A 19,028-nucleotide genomic window follows, 5' to 3' on the forward strand; every position below is an offset into this window, starting at 1 on the left:
AAACGCGAGTTGCCGGCATCGCGCTGCGGCTTGCGCCGGATCCCGGACGCAAGATCGGCCGAGACCCTACGCACGGCTCTCCGGGTCAGTGCGCCGTTCGGGAGGATCGCCCTCCTCGAAACCCGCCACAAACAGCATGAGCAGGTCGCTGGCAACTTTCCCATGTCCCGCCTCCAGCAAGTCATTTGCGATCCTCGCCAGTTCGACAGGATTGCCCTTGACGTCCGAGCTGTCGATTGCGTGTCTTGTCACCTTGCCGAGTTCAAACGCCAACTCGGCAATCATCGTTTTTTCTGCGGTACTCATTCACACTCTTTCATTGTTGGCGCATGGGCGTCGACGCCGATGACGGCCGCTTGTCTCAACACCCAGCTCTGCTCGGCAGCATAGCAGCTTGTTGCGATGGCGATCGCGCGTTAGACGTAAGCGTCGAGCTTGCACCGTCTAGCCGACGATGGCCGGATCGAGCTCGACAACTCGGCCGCCGAACGCGCACTACGTGGCGTCGCGCTGGGACGACGCTTACGCCTGAAGCTTGGGTGAACCCCGATTGGCGTCAAGCGGATTCAAACGCATTCGATGGTGAAGGTTGCCGGAAGACGCATGACGCAGTTCCCCCGTTTTCCCTCGCGATCTAATCCGGTCTAATTTGGGCTGCAACAGTCTATTTCGGTCTTTTTTCGGCGATGCCGGCCTGAATCTCATCTAAAAGAAAGTCGAATTTGATCCAAGTCCAGGTAACGGCGGCCTAAAACAAACTGTATCTCCAGTTGACGGCCCAACGTTTAGACCATTTTCGAAAGGACCGAGCCATGCATTATGAAGCGAAAAAGGCGGTGGGTTTTCCCGTGCTGGAATACCCGGAACTGGAACTCCACCTGCTGGATACCCGCCCTGGCGTGAAACCCGAGGAATTCATAGTGGAGCTAGTCAAGCGCTGGATGTCCAGGGATACTGAGCGGTTGGCAGTGCGGAGCGGTGGATCGACGTTGCGCGGTTTTCAATGGAAAACACTGTTCCTGCCGGACGGTACGATACTGAGGACCAGTCGCGACAGTTCCGTCGAGTTTGCCAAGGTATGCGGTGACCGCATTATTGCGGACGACGGCGCGGCATTGACGCCATCGCTGTTCGCCAACCGGCACACGACCGGACGGAATGCATGGCGCTTCGTCTGGCTGCGCTTTCCCGGCGAGGAAGCCTGGGTTCGTGCCGATAACTGCAGGGACCGCTCCAGCGATTTGCCGCGAAAACAGTCCAACGCGAGAACGGAACTGTATAAAACGGTCCAGAAATACAGTGCCGGGCGGTCTAAAACAGTCCAGAGTTCCCGTGGTGGAGGCGATTTCGTTCTCATTCACCCAGCATTTCGCTGATTCGAGATCGTATTAGACCGTACAAGTTTGTTTTAGATCGTATTAGACTGCATGTCCAGCAGGGGGCCTGTCCGGCAAGGGCTTGGCATGTCATTGACGCCGGCCGTTGCCGCGTCCGCACTCAAGCGTGCAAGAAAAGACAGCGCGATAGTTCATCGCTCTGCCGCGAGGTATCAACATGGCCGGGCTGAACTCCGCTTCCCAACAGTGCGGCAAGCATCATCTCGCTTCTTGCCAACGGCCTCAAGACGGCGCTGGGACGACACTTGCTTCGAAGGCCGGCCCGATCGAATTGTATGGTTACAGCCGGCAGCCGGTTCGCACTGTCCACGGCCGGCATTCGGCCGCGCATGGAGCATCCGCATCAATCCCCTTTCCTTCCCCCGTCGTGCTATCGTTATCCAGCGCCTTCCTGCGACGGGACCGGCACCCTGAAAGCCACTAAACCAGTGAGGGACACATGCTGCAGACCAGGCGCATCATTCCACGGCTTTTGCTGCCCCTCGCGATCGGTCTTGCAGGCTGCGGGGGCGACGGCGACAAAGGCGACCAGGGCGTGCCCGGCGCCCCAGGTGTCAATGCCGACGCCATCGCCACCATCGGCGAGGGCGCCATCATCATCGACGGCGCGGCCGCCGGCGATACGAAGGAGAGCATTTATGTCCGCAAGGCCGGCCACGGCCCGAAGGTCATCGTCCTCATACCCGGCAATAACACGTCGGGCGCCGCCTTCGACGGCATGATGGGCTTCTTCCGTTCCATCGATGCGCTCAACGACGCCTATACCGTCTACACCTTCGATTACCGCGGCAGCGGCAAGTCGAGCTACAACAGGAAGATCGGGGCGCTGAAGGATTTCGCCGCCGACTTCGAGAAGGTGATGAACAGGATCAGCAACTTCCCGGCCTCCGGCGTCACGCTGGTCGGCTACTCGATGGGTTTCGGCACCGCGCTGGAGATGGTCATCGCCAACCCGGGGCGGTATGCCAATGTCGTCAGCCTGGCGGGGATAGGAACGCGCGGCGTCCGTGTCGGCTTCAATGCGGCCCAGGCCGGCACCGACACGGCCGGCCATTCATGGGCGAACGGCGATTGGGTCACCGTCGCCAACGATGCCGCGGGGCTGGCCGGCACCGAGTTCCAGCAGCGCTCGTGGCAGGGCGACCAGCGCACCTACGCCAACGTGCAGGCCACCTGGGATGCGGTCGTCTACAACGACGTGCTGAAGTACGACATCAGCAAGGCCTTTACCCCCGCGGCCGTCACCGATCCCGCGTTCCGCGCTTCGCCGAGCTACGGCAATTCGCTGCTCGACGGCTTTACGATCCAGTACATGCCGGAATCGCTGTACTACTCGCACAGATTCAATGTCTCGCCCGTCAACGTGGTCAAGCCCGCACCCAACGCCGACGGCAGCGTCGTCACCATCCCCGGCGACGGCCGGCTGGGCACGCTGTTCAACGGCAAGCGTGCCATGCTGGTGAAGGCCATCACCGATCTTGCCGCCTGGCGCGGCGACCAGGTCATCTACGACAACTACACCGCCACGTCGAAATACGACCTCAAGCGCGCGGGCGCCAATGTGACCGCCGTGATGATCAATCCGGACCAGGGCTTCGACCACGGCTTCCCGGTCGCGCGTCCGCTTGAAACGGTGCGCCTGATCGACGCCTTCATCAAGGGCGATATTTCCGCGCCCGGTGCGGCGAGCGCTCTGGGCGGTGCCGGCGTCGCCGTGTACCCGGCTGCGGAAACGGCCTGGGAAACCGACACCTTCACCGGTTTCTGATGCATGGCGGATGGCGGGTGGCAGGTGCGGGCCAACGCCCCCATCCCCCTGTCGTTTCTACAGGCTCGCCGCATCCACCCGCACACGCTGCACCGGCAACCCTTCTCCGGCAAACTCGACGAAGATCGGCCCGGCCTCCGTCCCTGCCCGCACGACGGCAACCAGACGCCCGTGGAACGTGGTCCGCTCACCCGACTGCAGGCTCGAGGCATCCATCGGATTGCCATTGCCCGCCCCGGCCAGCGTGCCGGCGCCCCTGACGCTGACCTTGAACCTGCGATCGCCATCGCGCGCATACACCGGCACGCCATCCGCATCGACCAGTTCGGCGCTGACGTACACGAGGTCCTCGCCGTTGGCGCGCACCTGGCGGCGGTCCGCCGACAGTTTCACGGCCGCCGGTGCGCCGGCGGTGCGCAGCTCCCAGCGGTCCGCCGCCTTGCCGTCGCGGTAGCCGACGGCCACCAGCCGCCCCGCCTCATACGGCACGGAATACAGGGCCTGGTATTCGGTTTGCCGCCCGACGGTCTTGCGCCCCAGGCTGCGCCCGTTCAGGAACAGCTCCACTTCCGGGTGCTCGGAGTAGACCGCCACCTTGAGCGGCTTGCCCTCCTGCCCCTTCCACGTCCAGCTCTGGTGCAGGTCGTGCAGCGACCAGTCCAGCTCCGGATGTTCCTTGAAGTATTCGCGGTCCGGCAGGTCCTCGGTGCCGGCTGGCTGCTCGACGAACGCGGCCACAGGGTCGATGCCGGATTTCCAGATGACCTGGCGGTAGTAGGCCGCGGGGCGCTTGCGGCCCGTGGCGTCGATCTCGCCGCAGTAGGCCAGGTGCCACGGGTATTTGCCGAGTTCCTTCCAGTCCTTCGAATAGCCCATCCAGCCGATGCCGGTCTCGCCGATGTAGTCGACCGACGTCCACACGAAGTCGCCGATCACCCACGGCATCGTGCCGACCGGGTCCCAGTAGCGGAACGCATCCTTCGACGTCGATTCGGACGTGTACATCACCCGCTTCGGGTGCGTCGCATGGTCGCTGCCGAACAGGTGGACACGGTAGTTGTAGCCCGCCACGTCCATCTCGGCGAAGATCGGCGCGTTGGCCGGGCTGTCGACGTTGACGCCCTGCGTGATCGGCCGCGTGGGGTCGAGCTGGCGGATGCGCGCGCCCAGTTCGCGGGTGGTGCGCGCCCCTTCCGGCGACGCCTGCTCGGGGATCTCGTTGCCCACGCTCCAGAAGATCACGCTCGGGTGATTCCGCCCGCTGACGACCAGGCTGTCGATATCCCGCTTCCAGTTGTCCTCGAAGAAGCGCGCGTAGTCGGCATCGCGCTTCGACTTGCGCCACATGTCGAACGCCTCGTCGATCACCAGCATGCCCAGCTCGTCGGCCGCTTCCAGCGTGGCCTGGCTGGCCGGATTGTGCGCGCTGCGGATGGCGTTGTAGCCGGCATCCTTCATCAGTGCCACCTTGCGCTTGTCCGCATCGGCAAAACCGGCGGCGCCCAGCATGTAGTTGTCGTGGTGGATGTTGCCGCCCTTGAGCACATACTGTCTGCCGTTGATGCGCAGGCCATTCTCCGCGTCCACCGTTACCGTGCGGATGCCGAAGCGGGTGCGGCGCGTGTCGCGCAAGACGCCGTTCACTCGCACTTCCTGCACCAGCGTGTACAGGTTCGGCGCATCGGGCGACCACAGTTTCGGCTGCGCCACCGCGAAGCGATGCGCGATGTCGGCCTTGCCGCGCGCGGGAACGGTCAGCACGCGGCGATCCTGCGCCGCCGTGCTGCCGTCCTGCGCCACCAGTGTCGACAGCAGCTCGACCTTCGCGGCGGCCGCGGCCCGGTTGTTCACCGATGCCTGCACGTCGACCTCGCCCTTCTCAAGCGACGCGCTGCGGGTGCTGGCGAACACGCTGTCCGGCGCCACATGCACCGGGTCCAGCAGGTCGAGCGTGACCGGCCGGATCAGTCCCGATCCCGCATACCAGCGCGACGATGGATCGACGTGGTTGACGCGCACCGTGATCACGTTGTCGCCCGCTTTCGCCTTGCCGGTCAGGTCCAGCGTGAAGGCCGTGTAGCCGTAGCGGTGCCTGCCCGCGTGCTCGCCGTTGAACCAGATGTCGGCATCCATGTAGACGGCCTCGAAGTTCAGCCGCAGCACGCGCGCGGCATCGCCGGCCGCGAGCACCAGATGCTTCCTGTACCAGCCCTGCCCGCCCGGCAGGTAGCCGGAATCCTGGCCGCCGACCGCCTTCGCATCGAACGGCGGCGTGCCGTCCGGCTTGTCCATGATGGAGAAGTCATGCGGCACCGCGACCTTGCGCCAGCCACCGTCGTCGAATGCCGGCTTGTCGGCGCCCACCGCTTCGCCCTTCTGGAACAGCCAGTCCTGCGCGAGGCTGCGCCGTTCTGCGGCGGCCTGGCCGGACAGCAGCGCCAGCGACAGCGCGAGGGAAAAAGGCAACAGGCGTGGCGCGATCGGCAGCGGATTCATTCGGTCAGGTCCTTGGGTTTCGATGAAAATCTTTAAATCGTAACAGACAGGCAATCGCTCCAGCTATTCCATTTTCCGTCTGAAGAATGCCGTGTTGGCATAGCGCGGGCCTGCTCCCGCGGCCCCGGTGACGCAATCGTCAATCCGATGATTATTCGCCCACCGGCCTTCCCGACGCCTTCCCGGCATGCACCGGATAAGCTTCAATGATTGCGATAACAACATCAGGAGACAAACGATGCGGGACTTTACACGTCGCACCGGCACACTGGCATTTGCATTGGCCATCGCCTTTCCCATGCGAGCCACCGCCATGGCGGCCCCGGCGTCCGATGGCGCTGCGCTGTCGGCGAGCCGGACGGCACACGGCCTGCTCGTCACGACCGCCCAGGGAACGCTGCGCATCGAACCCTGGAGCGAGCGCGTCATCCACGTGCTGGCCGGCCGCGACCCGGCCTGGCAGGGCAATTACAACCCCGCCGTCATCGCCGGGCCGGCGCGCGTCGACTGGCGCCTATCGGAAACCGCCGCCTATCACGCGCTGGCGACGCCGTCATTGCAGGTGCGTGTCGACAAGGCCAGCGGCGCCGTCAGCTTCCACGATGCGAAGGGTGGCACGATCCTGAACGAGCTGGCCGGCAGCCGCCGCGCGGCGCCCGGGTCTGGAATCGGCCAGGGCTTCGCATTGCAGGGCCCCGTGTTCGGCCTGGGCCAGCACCTGAACGGCCTGTTCGACTACACCGGCAACACGGTGCATCTGCAGCAGGCGAACCGCGATGTCGCGGTGCCGATGCTGGTATCGGCGAAAGGTTTCGGGCTGTTGTGGAACAACGCATCGGTCACCGACGTCGGTGCGGGCCTGCCCGCCACGCCGCACCACCCGCTTGAATTCCGCTCCGAGGCGGGCGGCGGGGTCGACTACCACTTCATCTACGGCCCCGAGATCGACGATGTCGTGGCGGGCTATCGCGAACTGACCGGGCGCGCACCGATGATGGCACGCTGGACCTGGGGCCTGTGGCAATCGAAGGAGCGCTACAAGGACCAGGCCGAACTGCTCGGCATCGCGGCGCGCTACCGGAAGATGAACGTGCCGCTCGACGCGGTGGTGCAGGACTGGCAGTACTGGCTGCCGGGCCAATGGGGCTCGCACGAACTGGACACCGCACGCTTCCCCGATCCGAAAGGCATGCTGGACGCGCTGCACGCGCAGAACATCCATGCCATCGTATCGGTATGGCCGCGCTTCGACCCCGGCACGGGCAACGCCGCCGAACTGGAACGGGCCGGCGCCCTGTTCCCGAAGACCTACGACAACGTCTATCCCGCGGGACAGGGCCGCTGGTACGACGCCTACGCGCCGGCCGGCCGCAAGACCTACTGGGAGCAGATCGGCCGCACGCTGGGCCGGCACGGCTGGGATGGCTGGTGGCTCGATGGCAGCGAGGCCGAACTGGGCGGCAACTGGGGCGAGATGCGCGACGTGCGCACGGCGGCCGGACCCGGCGCCGATGTGGTCAACGCCTATCCGCTGCTGCACACCACCGGTGTCTACGAAGGATCGCGCAGGGATGCGCCCGGCAAGCGCCCGTTCATCCTCACGCGCTCGGCCTACAGCGGCCAGCAGCGCAATGCCGCCATCACATGGTCCGGCGATACCGCCGCGACGTGGGACGTCTTTCGCGCCCACATCCCGGCGGCGCTGAACTTCACGCTCAGCGGCATTCCGTACTGGTCGGCCGATATCGGCGGATTCTTCGGCGGCAAGCCCACCGATCCGGCATACGCGGAGCTGTATACGCGGTGGTACCAGTTCGGCGCCTTCAACCCGATGTTCCGCGTGCATGGTACCGGCGCCGGCAAGGAGATCTGGCAGTTCGACGCTGCGACCCAGAAGATCCTGCGCAAGTACACGGAGCTGCGCTACCGGCTGCTGCCCTACATCTATACCGCTTCGGCCGACGTGACGCACCGGCACGGCACGATGATGCGCGCACTCGTGATGGATTTCCGCCAGGATGCGCAGGCGGTGACGATTCCGGACCAGTACATGTTCGGCAAGGCGCTGATGGTGGCGCCCGTCACGGCCGCGAAGGCGGACGTACGCACCGTCTACCTGCCCGGCACCGGCGCATGGTTCGATTTCTGGAGCGGCCAGCGGCACGAGGCCGGCAAGATCATCGCGGCGAAGGCCGGCATCGACACGATCCCGCTGTTCGTGCGCGCCGGCAGCATCCTCCCGCTCGGCCCCGTGGTGCAGCATGCCGGCCAGAAGAGCGATGAACCAATCGAGTTGCGCATCTATCCCGGGCAGGATGCCGGTTACGAGCTGTATGACGATGCCGGCGACGGCGACGGCTATACGCGCGGCGAATCGGCCGTGCGCCGCTTCACCTGGGACCAGGCTGGCGGACAGCTGACGATCGCGCCGTGGCGGGGCGCCTTCCCCGGACTGGACGTGCGGCAGGCGTTCGTCGTGCGGTGCGGGCCGGACGGCAGCGACAAGGGCGTCAAGGTAGTGGCGGAGCGAACCGCCATCAGCGTGAAGATGCCGCGCTGCCGCTGACCGCGCTGGCGAAAGACCGCCAAGACTAACAGCCGGGGCGGCCGTGCAGGTATTCCATTTCTTGCCCGATCAATACCGGTTTGGCATAACGTGGCTTTTTGACACCCTCGCGGCGCCCCACCATTCAACAATGTGATTATTTGCTTATCTGCTAACTGATTGCCTGCCCTGCTTTCATATGATGCCCCCTGCCCGCAACAAGCAGCGACAACATATAACAGGAGAGGCATGAAAACATCGACCGATACATCGACCGGTACATCGACCGGCAAGCGCCGCGAGATCCGGCTGACCGCGCTGGCGCTGGCCGCCGCCGCGCTGGCATCGTCCGCCGCCGCCCAGCAGGCGCCCGCGGCCGCAAGCGCAAACACCGAAGCGCCGACCGTGGTGACCGTGACCGGCTTCCGCGCCAGCCTGGACAGCGCGCTGAACGCCAAGAAGAATTCCGACGGCATCCTGGACGTGATCAAGGCCGAGGATATCGCCAAGTTCCCCGATGCGAACCTGGCCGAGTCGCTGCAGCGCGTGCCCGGCGTGTCGCTGGCGCGCGGCGAAGGCGGCGAAGGCCGGCAGATCACCGTGCGCGGCCTGAATGCCGGTTTTACGCGGGTACGCATCAACGGCATCGAAGGCATGTCGATGACGGGCGCCTCGGACATCAACGGCAATTCCAACCGCGGCCGCGGCTTCGACTTTTCCGTGTTCGCTTCGGAACTGTTCAACAGCCTGGAAGTCCGTAAAACTTCCGAAGCGGCGGTCGAGGAAGGTTCGCTGGGCGCCACCGTCGACCTGCGCACCGGCCGCCCGTTCGACTTCAAGGGCCGCACCATCAGCTTCGGCGTGCAGGAATCGTGGAACTCGGTGTCGCGCAAGACCCAGCCGCGCCTTACCGGCCTGGTGTCGGACCGCTGGGACACCCGCTTCGGCAAGGTCGGCGCGCTGATCTCGGCGGCGCACTCGAAGCGCCGCGCGGTCGAGGAAGGCTACGAGGCGGTGGACCTGTACCCGGCCAGCTTCGACGGCGGCTTCTGCTCGCCGGCCGGCGTGGCGCCGCAGGTGCCCGGCAACGATGCCGTCAAGGGCGTGGACGCGGCCAACTGCGGCGCCGGTGTACCGCGCACCAGCAACCCGGCCGAATATGCCGAGGTGATGGGCAAGACCGACAATTTCGGCGGCACGGTCGCCGCCCCGCTGGCCGGCTCGGGCGCCTTCGCGCCGCGCATCCCGCGCTACCGCCGCTCGCAGACCGACTACGAGCGCACCGGCATCACCAGTTCCTTCCAGTGGCGCCCGGCGCCGGGCACCGACGTCAACCTGGACCTGATGTACGGCAAGTTCAGCAACACGCGCTACGACAACTACATCGGCGCGATCTCGTTCGGGCGCAGCCTGGCGGCGGCGAACGGCAAGCCGCAGACCTCGATCCTGGAAGCGGAGTTCGACGACAAGGGCAGCTGGACCTACGGCCGCTTCAACGGCGTGGACGTGCGCACCGAAGGGCTGATGGACGTGTACGAAACCAAGTTCCGCCAGAACGTGCTGTCGGCCAGCCACCGCATCAGCGACACGCTGAAGGTCGACTTCCTGCACGGCATGTCGAACACGAACCTGGACAACCCGATGCGCGCGACCGTGATGTTCGACGCGCCGAACGTCAACGGCTTCTCGTTCGACTTCCGCCAGAACCGCAACGTGCCGACCCTGAACTACGGCATCGACGTGGCCGATCCGAACAGCTTCACCTTTGCCCGCACGGAGCCGAACGGCACCTGGCACGGCCAGTTCTTCGGCCGCTACCTGCAGTCCGACAACAAGCTCAAGACCACGGCCGTCAACCTGGCATGGGAAGCGAACGACCGGCTGACGCTGCGCACCGGCCTGTCCGCCCGCAAGAACGCCTACGGCCTGTACGAAGTGGGCAACGGCTCGGATGGCGGCCTGGCCCTGCCGGCCGGCGTGGGCATGGGCGACATCTCGCGCCAGATCGGCGGCTTCGGCCGCGGCCTGGGCGGCAGCGGCGTGCCGGCGTCGTGGGCGGCGGTGGACCTGAACAAGCTGCTGGCCGTGCACAATATCGAGTGCCACTGCGCCGAAGTGCCGGGCTCGCTGTTCAACACCGCCACGCCTGGCGTGACACGCATTACCGAGGACATCGATGCCGCCTACGGCATGCTGGACTTCAACTACGACCTGTGGGGCATCGGCTGGCGCGGCAATGCCGGCGTGCGCGGCGTGGACACGAAGTCCACCTCGATGACGCTGCAGACGATCGGCGGCCAGCTGCAGCCGATCACGGTGGTGAAGAAATACCGCGACTGGCTGCCGGCGCTGAACCTGACGGCGCAGCTGCCGAAAGACGTGTTCCTGCGCTTCTCGGCGGGCAAGACGCTGGCGCGCCCGGAATACGGCGACCTGCGCCCGACGGCCAGCGTCAACCACCAGTTCCAGACCGTCACCGTGGGCAATGCGCAGCTCGATCCGATCCGCGCCCGCACGTACGACCTGCAGGCCGAGTGGTACTACGACAAGAACGCCATGATCTCGCTGGGCTTCTTCCGCAAGGAGATCAAGTCCTTCATCCAGAACGTGCAGCAGCGTGAAGTGTATTCGTCGCTCGGCCTGCCGAACGAACTGCTGACCGAGGGCGGCTGCTCGATCACCGGCGGCCTGCCCGCCTGCGGCGTACTGCCCGATACCACGGTGGTGGTGAACCGCAAGTTCAACACCCCGGGCGGCCCGCTGAACGGCCTGGAATTCAACCTGCAGGCGCCGTTCAATTTCCTGCCCGGCATCGGCAAGAATTTCGGCCTGCTGGCGAACTACACGCGCGTGAAGTCGAAGATCAACTACATCGTGCGGCCAGACAATCCCGCCACGGCGGCCAGTGAATTCATCGGCGACACCGCCGACTTCACCGGCCTGTCGCCGCGCGCCCACAACATCACGCTGTACTACGACGATCCGAAGTTCAGCGCCCGCGTATCGGCCGCGCACCGCTCCAGCTACATCCAGGCGGTGCTGGGCGACATCAACGGCCACGACTACACGCGCGTCAACGGCATGACGAACATCGACTTCAGCCTGTCGTACAACGTGACGCCGAACCTGCGCCTGTCCATCGAAGGCCAGAACCTGACGGACGAAGCGCTGCGCTACGGCCGCGACTCGGTGCGCAACGATACGCTGCTGTACGTGCATTCGGGCCGCTCGTTCGTGCTGGGGGCGAACTACAAGTTCTGACCCGGGGCACGGCAGCCAACAGAGGTCGCAGATGGCGGCGGCGTCACAGGGGTCTGTCCCCGGTAAGTAATGACTCCCGCCGCAGTCGCCGGCATTTCAAGGGGACCGACCCCGGTTTTTGCCAGCGCATGAAATCGGGCGGCCTGCGCGCGAGGCAACGTCGCCGCGCGGCATCAGCATGCCGCCGGCGATCAGCAGCCGCTATCCACGACCACCAGCTTGGCAGGGGTAATCACCGTGCCGTCAGCAACGGCTTCGGAATATGTGACCTTGCACGTCGCCACGGTGGTGGCGCTCTTCGGCGAAACGATCAGGTCCCGGCCGTTGACCGTGACGGTCCATTCGTCGGCACCGAGGCCGGCCGCGGTCGCGGTGGTTGCGGCGGACGAGGGGTAGCCTAGAACCATGGCAACGCTGACCCCTTCCATGCTGACGGGAGCAGTCGGTGAACTCCTGAGCAGGGACTGGCCATGGGCCATCGCACTGACCGCCGCCAGCGAGCCGCGCGCCGCGTTGACGGTCGCCCGGCGGGCATCGCTGCCCATGCTGACGAACTTGGGTAGCGCCGTTGCGGAAAGGATGCCCAGGATAACGATGACGACGATCAGCTCGATCAGGGTGAAGCCGCCCTGGCTCCGCGCGGTACGGAACTGCGAAAGATGCATGATGATTTCCGGGAAATAACAGGTGATAGTCCATGCGACTGCCCGTTCGGCGATGCGGCCGAAGGCGCGTTCTCGCGGCATTGCTTATCGGTCGTTCATTTGCAGGGAAGACCTGGTGTTGGCTTGAGGCAATACTGTAGATTTTAATCGCTCATCCACCCGAACGGTATCTCCTCCGGCAGTTTTTTTTCCGACATTCAACATTTAAGAAACACTTGCGGTCGTTCGCGACAGTGGCGTTTCCGCGCCGCGGCCAGACGCCGTAGCAAATACCGTAGCCAGATACTGTATATACCCCGGCGCTCATAGCACCGCACCAGGCTGTGCCCTAGAGTACGCACTTTCAATGTCTGCTTCGGCAACGTCTGGTCATGGCTATCGCAAAGCGTCTGGCGGCCGAATTCATCGGCACCGCACTGCTGCTGGCAATCGGCGGCGGCGCCGCCATTGCCGCCCGGCGGCTGGCGGCGGGCGACGCCGCGATGGCGCTGCTGGTCAGCGCGCTGGTCGGCGCCACCGGGCTGGCGGTGCTGATCCTCGCATTCGGCGCCATCTCCGGCGGCCTGTTCAATCCGGTACTGACACTGTCGGAAGCGTGGCGCGGCAACTTGCGGCGCGACCACGTGGCGCCCTACATCGTGGCGCAGGCGGCCGGCGCCCTGGCCGGCGTGGCCGCCGTGCACGGCATGTACGGGCTGGACCTGACGGCGCTTCCCCGGGCCGCGGGCGGCGGCGGCACGGGCCGGTGGCTTGGCGAGTTCGTCGCCACCTTCGGCCTGCTGTGCGTGTTCATCGGCTGCGGCCGGGCCCGCCCGGTCGCGGCGCCGTTCGCCGTGTCCGCCTACGTGATGGCGGCCTCCTGGTTCAGCTCGTCCTCGGCCTTCATGAACCCCGCGCTGACGCTGGCCAGGGCAATCGGCGAAGCCGGCGCGCTGCGCCTGGCCGACGCACCGGCCTTCGTGCTGGCGCAGCTGGCCGGCGCCGGCGCCGCCACGGCCATCTTCACCTGGCTCCACGGCGCGGCGCGCGGCGCAAACGTCGTCGGAAGGCGCGGAAGCCAGCGATGAAAGCGCAAGGCGAAACCGATGACAGGTGTTGTGCCGTCAGATGTCGCCGTGGACGCCGCTGCCGGTCACGCCCGGCCACTCCATCTCCAGTTCCATGCCGATCGATCGCGCCAGGCCATCGAGGTCGGGGAACAGCGTGGCATTGGTGATGTTCATCCGGTACAGCGCCTTCATCGCTTCCTCGCGCATGCCGATCGGCAGCATGATCTTCTTCAGCAGCGTGGCGTTGTCCGCATAGTGGTGCAGGATCTCGTCGAGCGGCTTGTCGAGCATGCCCGGCACCACCAGCGTGCCCGACTGCGCCACCAGGCGGCGGTCCATCTCGGTCGGCTCGCCGGTCCAGATGATGGCATTGGTATTGGGGAGGAACAGCCGGGCGAAATTGCCGGACAGCCGCGGATCGATGGCATTGCGGTCCATCGCCGGCTGGCGGCGCGGCGCCGCGCTCCACAGCCGCGGCGTGTTCAGCGCATAGATCGCCGCATCCACCGTGGCGCGTTCCAGGGCGAAGAACACGGCCACGAACGGCGACTTGGTGAAATCGAGCAGGCGCGTTGGCGCGCCATGGTGCTGCATCAGCGCCAGGCAGCGCAGCGCGTTGTCCAGCACTGCCGGATTGTCGAGATAGTTATGGGCCTTGCGGCGGAAGATGCGGATCGCCCTCTCCTCGCGCAGCCGCCAGCTCGACTGGTCCGGCACGTAGGCATGCAGGTAGCGCGACAGCGACGTCAGCAATGGCCAGCGTGCGTCCTGCTGGCCGCGGAAAGCCCAGCCGTCCAGGCGTGTGCCGAGTGCAACGAATTCATTCCAGGTGGCGACGGTAATTTCTTCCATGGCGATGCGGGAAATGACAGGTAGCGGCGAGTGTATCGCAGCCTCCTTTCGCGCCGCGGACAGACGGTGATCGAAAGGCCGGAAACGCTCACCGATCGATCAAGAAATGCAGCTTTCACATTGCAAGCAAGCCAAGCTGGCCTGACCACTCGTTGCAAAAACACGTCACTGGTCTGACAGAATCGAAGCTGGCCCGACCAAATATTCGCTACCGACAAATTTTGCCGACGAACCGTTGCAATATTTACCACCATAATGCGCGAAGTTAGCAGCAATTGCTGTGAAGGTTATCGTTTTCCCAGTTCCTCATACGTTTTAATTATTTGTATAAGCGAACAAGCTCCTCGATGATTGTCCCGCACGCATCCTTCGCGGGTGCACGCAGCATGCAAAGAATCAGGCGTAGAGACCCGAAAGAAAAATTTGAACAGGAGACTTGGATGCACAGCAGCAGAACCGCATTGAAACTGACCGCCATCGCCGCCGCTGTCATGGCAATGAGCCATGCCACGGCCAATGCACAGGCACAGGACAGCGCCGCCGCACAGGCTGAAACGCAGACCGTCGTCGTGACCGGCCTGCGCGCGTCGCTGGAAAGCGCGCTCAACGCCAAGCGCACGGAAAACAGCATTGTCGACGTGGTGAAGGCCGAGGACATCGGCAAGTTCCCCGATACCAACCTGGCCGAGTCGCTGCAGCGCGTGCCCGGCGTGGCGATCGACCGCGATGCCGGCGAAGGCCGCAGCATCACCGTGCGCGGCCTGGGCCAGGACTTCACCCGCGTGCGCATCAACGGCATCGAGGCGCTGGCCACCACCGGCGGCAGCGACAACAGCGGCGGCACCAACCGTGGCCGCGGCTTCGACTTCAACGTCTTCGCATCCGAGCTGTTCTCCTCGCTGACGGTGCGCAAGAGCTCCTCCGCCGAAGTGGAAGAAGGCTCGCTGGGCGCCACGGTCGACCTGCAGACGATGCGCCCGTTCGACCTGGCCAAGCGCGGCTTCAACGCCACCGCGATGCTGAAGGGCCGCTACAACGACCTGTCCGAGAAGTCCGATCCGCGCGGCGCGTTCATGTTCTCGGATACCTTCAACAACAACACGATGGGCTACCTGGTCTCGGTAGCCTGGGGCAAGCGCAACCTGTATGAGGATGGCTTCTCCACCGGCCGCTGGGACAACGGCCCGTCGGTGGGCGGCTGGTGCGCGCCAATGGGCGTCGGTCCGTCGACCTCGACCACGTGCGGCACCACCGCACCGGGCTTCCCCACGTCGCAGCGCCTGCCCGGCACGCCGGAAAACATCGCCGCCTACAATGCCGCCAGCAGCGCCGCCAACTACCATCCGCGCTTCCCCCGCTATGGCCGCATGGTGCACGAGCAGGAACGCCTGGGCATCACCGGCTCGTTCGAATGGAAGCCGCAGCGCGGCACCCGGCTGTCGCTGGACATGCTGTACGCCGACCTCGATGCCACCCGTGAAGAAAACTATATCGAAGGCTTCTCGTTCTCGCGCAACCTGAGCTCGGGCGGCAAGCCGCAGACCTCGGTCGTCGACGTGGAATACGATGCGCTGGGCCGCATGACGTATGGCGTGTTCAACGGCGTGGATATCCGCTCCGAGTCGCGCTACGACGAGATGCAGACCAAGTTCTTCCAGCCGACGCTGAACCTGTCGCACCAGATCAACGAGGACTGGCGCCTGACCGCTGCGCTGGGCCACGCGAAATCGAAGTTCGAGAACCCGATCCAGACCACCGTCACGCTCGATGCGCCGAACGTCAACGGCTATACGGTCGACTTCCGCAACGGCCGCCTGCCGGTCATCAGCTACCCGTTCGACGTCACCAAGCCCGGCGTGCTGGGCATCTACGGCGTGGCGAACGGCGCCACCACGGCGGCCAATGCTCTCCCGAGCGAGATCCGCATCCGCCCGGCGGGCACGGACAACACCAACGACGTGTTCAGCTCCGACCTGGCCTGGCGTGCCTCCGACACGTGGACGTTCAAGGGCGGCGTCAACCTGAAGCGCTACAAGTTCAACACGTGGGAATTCCGCCGCGCCAACACGGCCGAATCCATCTACAGCCTGCCGGCAGGCACCGACCTCGCCGGCCTGACGACGCTGCTGTCGGGCTTCGGCTCCGGCCAGGACATGCCGGCTGGCAACGCTACCGGCTGGGTCATGCCGAACATCCAGGCCATCACGGCGGCGTACGACGCCTACTGCAACTGCCTGAAATCCGGCCCGGCCGGCGGCCCGGGCGACTTCACGCTGACCTCGCTGTCCAATACCAGCGCACGCGGCAACAACCGCGCCATCACCGAGCGCGATAACGGCGTGTACCTGCAGGGCGACTTCGATACGGAACTGTGGGGCTACGGCGTGCGCGGCAATATCGGCGGCCGCTACGTGAAGACCAAGCTGACCGCCACCGGCTATGTCGCCTCCGGCGGTGGCACCCCGGTCACCGTGGAAAACGAGTACAACGACTTCCTGCCGTCCTTCAACGTCGCCACCAACGTGACGCCGGAATTCCTGGTGCGCCTGGCCGCGGCCAAGGTCATGTCGCGTCCGCCGCTGGGCAACCTGAACCCGGGCGGCACCGTCAGCACCGTCGGCGCGCTGGGCATCTCGTCCGGCAACCCGCTGCTCGAACCGTTCCGCGCCAAGACCTTCGATGCCTCGTTCGAGTACTACTTCCCGAGCAAGGCCTTCGTGGGCCTGGGCCTGTTCCAGAAGAACATCGCCAGCTACGTGCAGGGCGTGCGCGAATCGATGCCGTACAACCAGACCGGCCTGCCGCTGTCGCTGCTGCCGGCGAACTTCACCGGCACCGAGTCGTTCGACGTGACCAGCTTCCGCAACACGCCGGGCGGCAAGCTGCGCGGCTTCGAACTGAACTACCAGCAGCCGTTCACCTTCCTGCCGGCGTGGGGCCGCAACTTCGGCCTGATCGCCAACTACACGAAGGTGTCGTCGAAGATCGACTACATCATCTCGGCCACCACCGCCAACAGCGGCACCGTGCGCAACGAGCTGGTGAACCTGTCGCCGAAATCGTGGAACACCACGCTGTACTACGATGACGGCCGGTTCAGCGCCCGCCTGACCGGCGCCTACCGTTCGGCCTACCTGCAGACCGTGCCGGCGCAGAACAACAACGACGTGGCGGGCAAGAACGAGACCACCAACGTCGACCTGTCGCTGTCCTACAAGCTCAACGACAAGGTGGAGTTCACCTTCGAAGGCGTCAACCTCACCAACGAGTCGAGCGACCAGTATGTGGGCAGCACGCGCAACAGCGTGAACGTGTTGAACGTGACCGGCCGCGAGTACCTGCTCGGCGTGCGCTACAAGTTCTGAACGGGGCCACGATGGTTTCACGACGCGATGCAATGAAATCGGCGGGCCTCGGCTCGCTGCTGCTGGGGGCCGGCGCGCCGGCTTCCGCGGCGGCGGCCGCTGCCTGTGCCGGCGCTCCCGCCTGGGGCACCGGCTTCGAAGGCCAGCGCAAGCCCGACCTGGGCAACGGCACCTTCCTCAACCCGATCGTGGCGGGCGACCGCCCCGATCCCTCGATCCTGAAGGACGGCGACGACTACTACATGACGTTCTCCACCTTCGATGCCTATCCGGGACTGGTGATCTGGCATTCGAAGGACCTGGTGAACTGGCGGCCGGTGACAGCCACGCTGCACCGCAATATCGGCTCCGTGTGGGCGCCGGAACTGTGCAAGCACAAGGGCCGCTACTACCTGTACATCCCGACCAAGAAAACCGCGGTGCCCGGGTCGAAGACGACATCGTGGGTGATCTGGGCGGACAGGATCGAAGGGCCGTGGTCCGACCCGATCGACCTGGACCTGCCGCGCCACATCGACCCCGGCCACGCCGTGGGCGAAGACGGCTCGCGCTGGCTGTTCCTGTCCGGCGTGGACCGCGTGCGGCTGGCCGACGACGGCCTGTCGACGGTCGGCAAGCCGGAAAAGGTGTACGAACCGTGGCGCTACCCGGACGACTGGGAAGTGGAAGCGTTCTCGCCGGAAGGCCCGAAGGTACTGCGCCACAACGGCTATTACTACCTGATCCTGGCCGTCGGCGGCACCTCCGGCCCGCCGACCGGCCACATGGTGATCGCCGCCCGCTCGAAGTCCATCGACGGGCCGTGGGAACACCACCCCCGCAATCCGCTGGTGCGCACGGTCGACGTGGCCGAGAAATGGTGGTCGCGCGGCCATGCCACGCTGGTGCAGGGCCCGGCCGGCGACTGGTGGAGCGTCTACCACGGCTACGAGAACGGCTTCTGGACGCTGGGCCGGCAATGCCTGCTGGCACCGGTCACGTGGTCGGCCGACGGCTGGCCGGACTTCGGCGGCGGCGATCTGTCGCAGCCGATCCGCAAGCCGGCCAAGGGCGTTGCAGGCAGCCACGGCATGCCGTTGTCCGACGATTTTTCCGCCGACAAGTATGGCATCCAGTGGAACTTCTTCAACCCGGCGCCGGACGAGTCGAAGCGGCTGGCCCGGCGCGGCGGCACGCTGCACCTGAAGGCCAGCGGCAAGATGCCATCCGACTCGTCGCCGCTGGTGTTCGTGGTGCCGGACCAGGACTACGAAGTGGAATGCGAGATCGAGGTCGATCCCGGCACGCGCGCCGGCCTGCTGCTGTTCTACGACCACAAGCTGTACTGCGGCATGGGTTTCGAGGAGAAGAACCTGGTGCTGCACCGCTACGGCACCGAACACGGCCAGCCGGCCAACCCGTACGGCCGGCGCGTGTTCCTGCGCATCCGCAACCGCAAGCACGTGGTCAGCATCCACCTGTCCGGCGACGGCAAGACCTGGACGCGCGGGCCGCGGGGCTACGAGGTCTCGGGCTACCACCACAACGTGCGCGGCGGCTTCATGTCGCTGAAACCGGCGCTGTACGCGGCCGGCGCCGGCGAAGCCCGCTTCCGCAACTTCCGCTACCGCGCGTTCGGCTGACGCGCGCG

General features: G+C 65.4%; 11 protein-coding genes and 1 pseudogene. 8 read left to right on the top strand and 4 right to left on the bottom strand.

Going from position 1 to position 19,028, the window contains the following annotated elements:
* Nucleotides 1-66 precede the first annotated feature (66 nt).
* Nucleotides 67-306, bottom strand: coding sequence for a hypothetical protein (locus tag ACY34H_RS24060; RefSeq protein WP_464979997.1), 240 nt, complete (start codon nt 304-306; stop codon nt 67-69).
* Nucleotides 307-441: 135 nt separating this feature from the next.
* On the opposite strand from ACY34H_RS24060, the pseudogene ACY34H_RS24065 reads away from it, so the two are divergent.
* The 3 genes and pseudogenes from ACY34H_RS24065 to ACY34H_RS24075 all read left to right on the top strand — a co-directional run.
* A pseudogene (locus tag ACY34H_RS24065) lies at nt 442-540 on the top strand (IS66 family transposase); the annotation flags it as partial.
* A 272-nt stretch (nt 541-812) separates the two neighbouring features.
* The gene (locus ACY34H_RS24070) at nt 813-1,376 is read left to right on the top strand and encodes a hypothetical protein (RefSeq protein ID WP_464979998.1); all 564 of its coding nucleotides are present in this window, start codon (nt 813-815) and stop codon (nt 1,374-1,376) included.
* A 460-nt stretch (nt 1,377-1,836) separates the two neighbouring features.
* Complete coding sequence (locus tag ACY34H_RS24075) at nt 1,837-3,165, top strand: alpha/beta fold hydrolase (protein ID WP_464979999.1); 1,329 nt, start codon at nt 1,837-1,839, stop codon at nt 3,163-3,165.
* A gap of 57 nt (nt 3,166-3,222) precedes the next feature.
* On the opposite strand, the gene ACY34H_RS24080 is transcribed toward ACY34H_RS24075, so the two are convergent.
* A complete protein-coding gene (locus ACY34H_RS24080; protein WP_464980000.1) occupies nt 3,223-5,661 on the bottom strand; it encodes a glycoside hydrolase family 2 TIM barrel-domain containing protein in 2,439 nt (812 codons plus the stop codon).
* Nucleotides 5,662-5,899: 238 nt separating this feature from the next.
* Here ACY34H_RS24080 and ACY34H_RS24085 point away from each other — a divergent pair, with 238 nt between their 5' ends.
* Nucleotides 5,900-8,227, top strand: coding sequence for a glycoside hydrolase family 31 protein (locus ACY34H_RS24085; protein WP_464980001.1), 2,328 nt, complete (start codon nt 5,900-5,902; stop codon nt 8,225-8,227).
* A gap of 228 nt (nt 8,228-8,455) precedes the next feature.
* Nucleotides 8,456-11,467, top strand: coding sequence for a TonB-dependent receptor (locus tag ACY34H_RS24090; RefSeq protein ID WP_464980002.1), 3,012 nt, complete (start codon nt 8,456-8,458; stop codon nt 11,465-11,467).
* Between the two features lie 191 nt (nt 11,468-11,658).
* On the opposite strand, the gene ACY34H_RS24095 is transcribed toward ACY34H_RS24090, so the two are convergent.
* Entirely contained in the window at nt 11,659-12,213 is a 555-nt protein-coding gene (locus ACY34H_RS24095; protein WP_464980003.1) for a type II secretion system protein, read from the bottom strand.
* 290 nt (nt 12,214-12,503) lie between these two features.
* Here ACY34H_RS24095 and ACY34H_RS24100 point away from each other — a divergent pair, with 290 nt between their 5' ends.
* Entirely contained in the window at nt 12,504-13,199 is a 696-nt protein-coding gene (locus ACY34H_RS24100) for an aquaporin (protein WP_464980004.1), read from the top strand.
* Between the two features lie 36 nt (nt 13,200-13,235).
* Here the strand turns inward: ACY34H_RS24100 and ACY34H_RS24105 are convergent, their stop codons facing one another.
* On the bottom strand, nt 13,236-14,033 hold the full coding sequence (locus ACY34H_RS24105) for an FRG domain-containing protein (RefSeq protein WP_464980005.1): 798 nt from the start codon (nt 14,031-14,033) through the stop codon (nt 13,236-13,238).
* A gap of 440 nt (nt 14,034-14,473) precedes the next feature.
* Here ACY34H_RS24105 and ACY34H_RS24110 point away from each other — a divergent pair, with 440 nt between their 5' ends.
* Together ACY34H_RS24110 and ACY34H_RS24115 are read left to right on the top strand one after the other, a co-directional pair.
* The gene (locus tag ACY34H_RS24110; protein ID WP_464980006.1) at nt 14,474-17,398 is read left to right on the top strand and encodes a TonB-dependent receptor; all 2,925 of its coding nucleotides are present in this window, start codon (nt 14,474-14,476) and stop codon (nt 17,396-17,398) included.
* 32 nt (nt 17,399-17,430) lie between these two features.
* Nucleotides 17,431-19,020, top strand: coding sequence for a family 43 glycosylhydrolase (locus ACY34H_RS24115; RefSeq protein ID WP_464980007.1), 1,590 nt, complete (start codon nt 17,431-17,433; stop codon nt 19,018-19,020).
* The last annotated feature ends 8 nt before the right edge of the window (nt 19,021-19,028 follow it).

It is taken from the genome of Pseudoduganella sp. jia 9 (genome assembly GCF_055502615.1).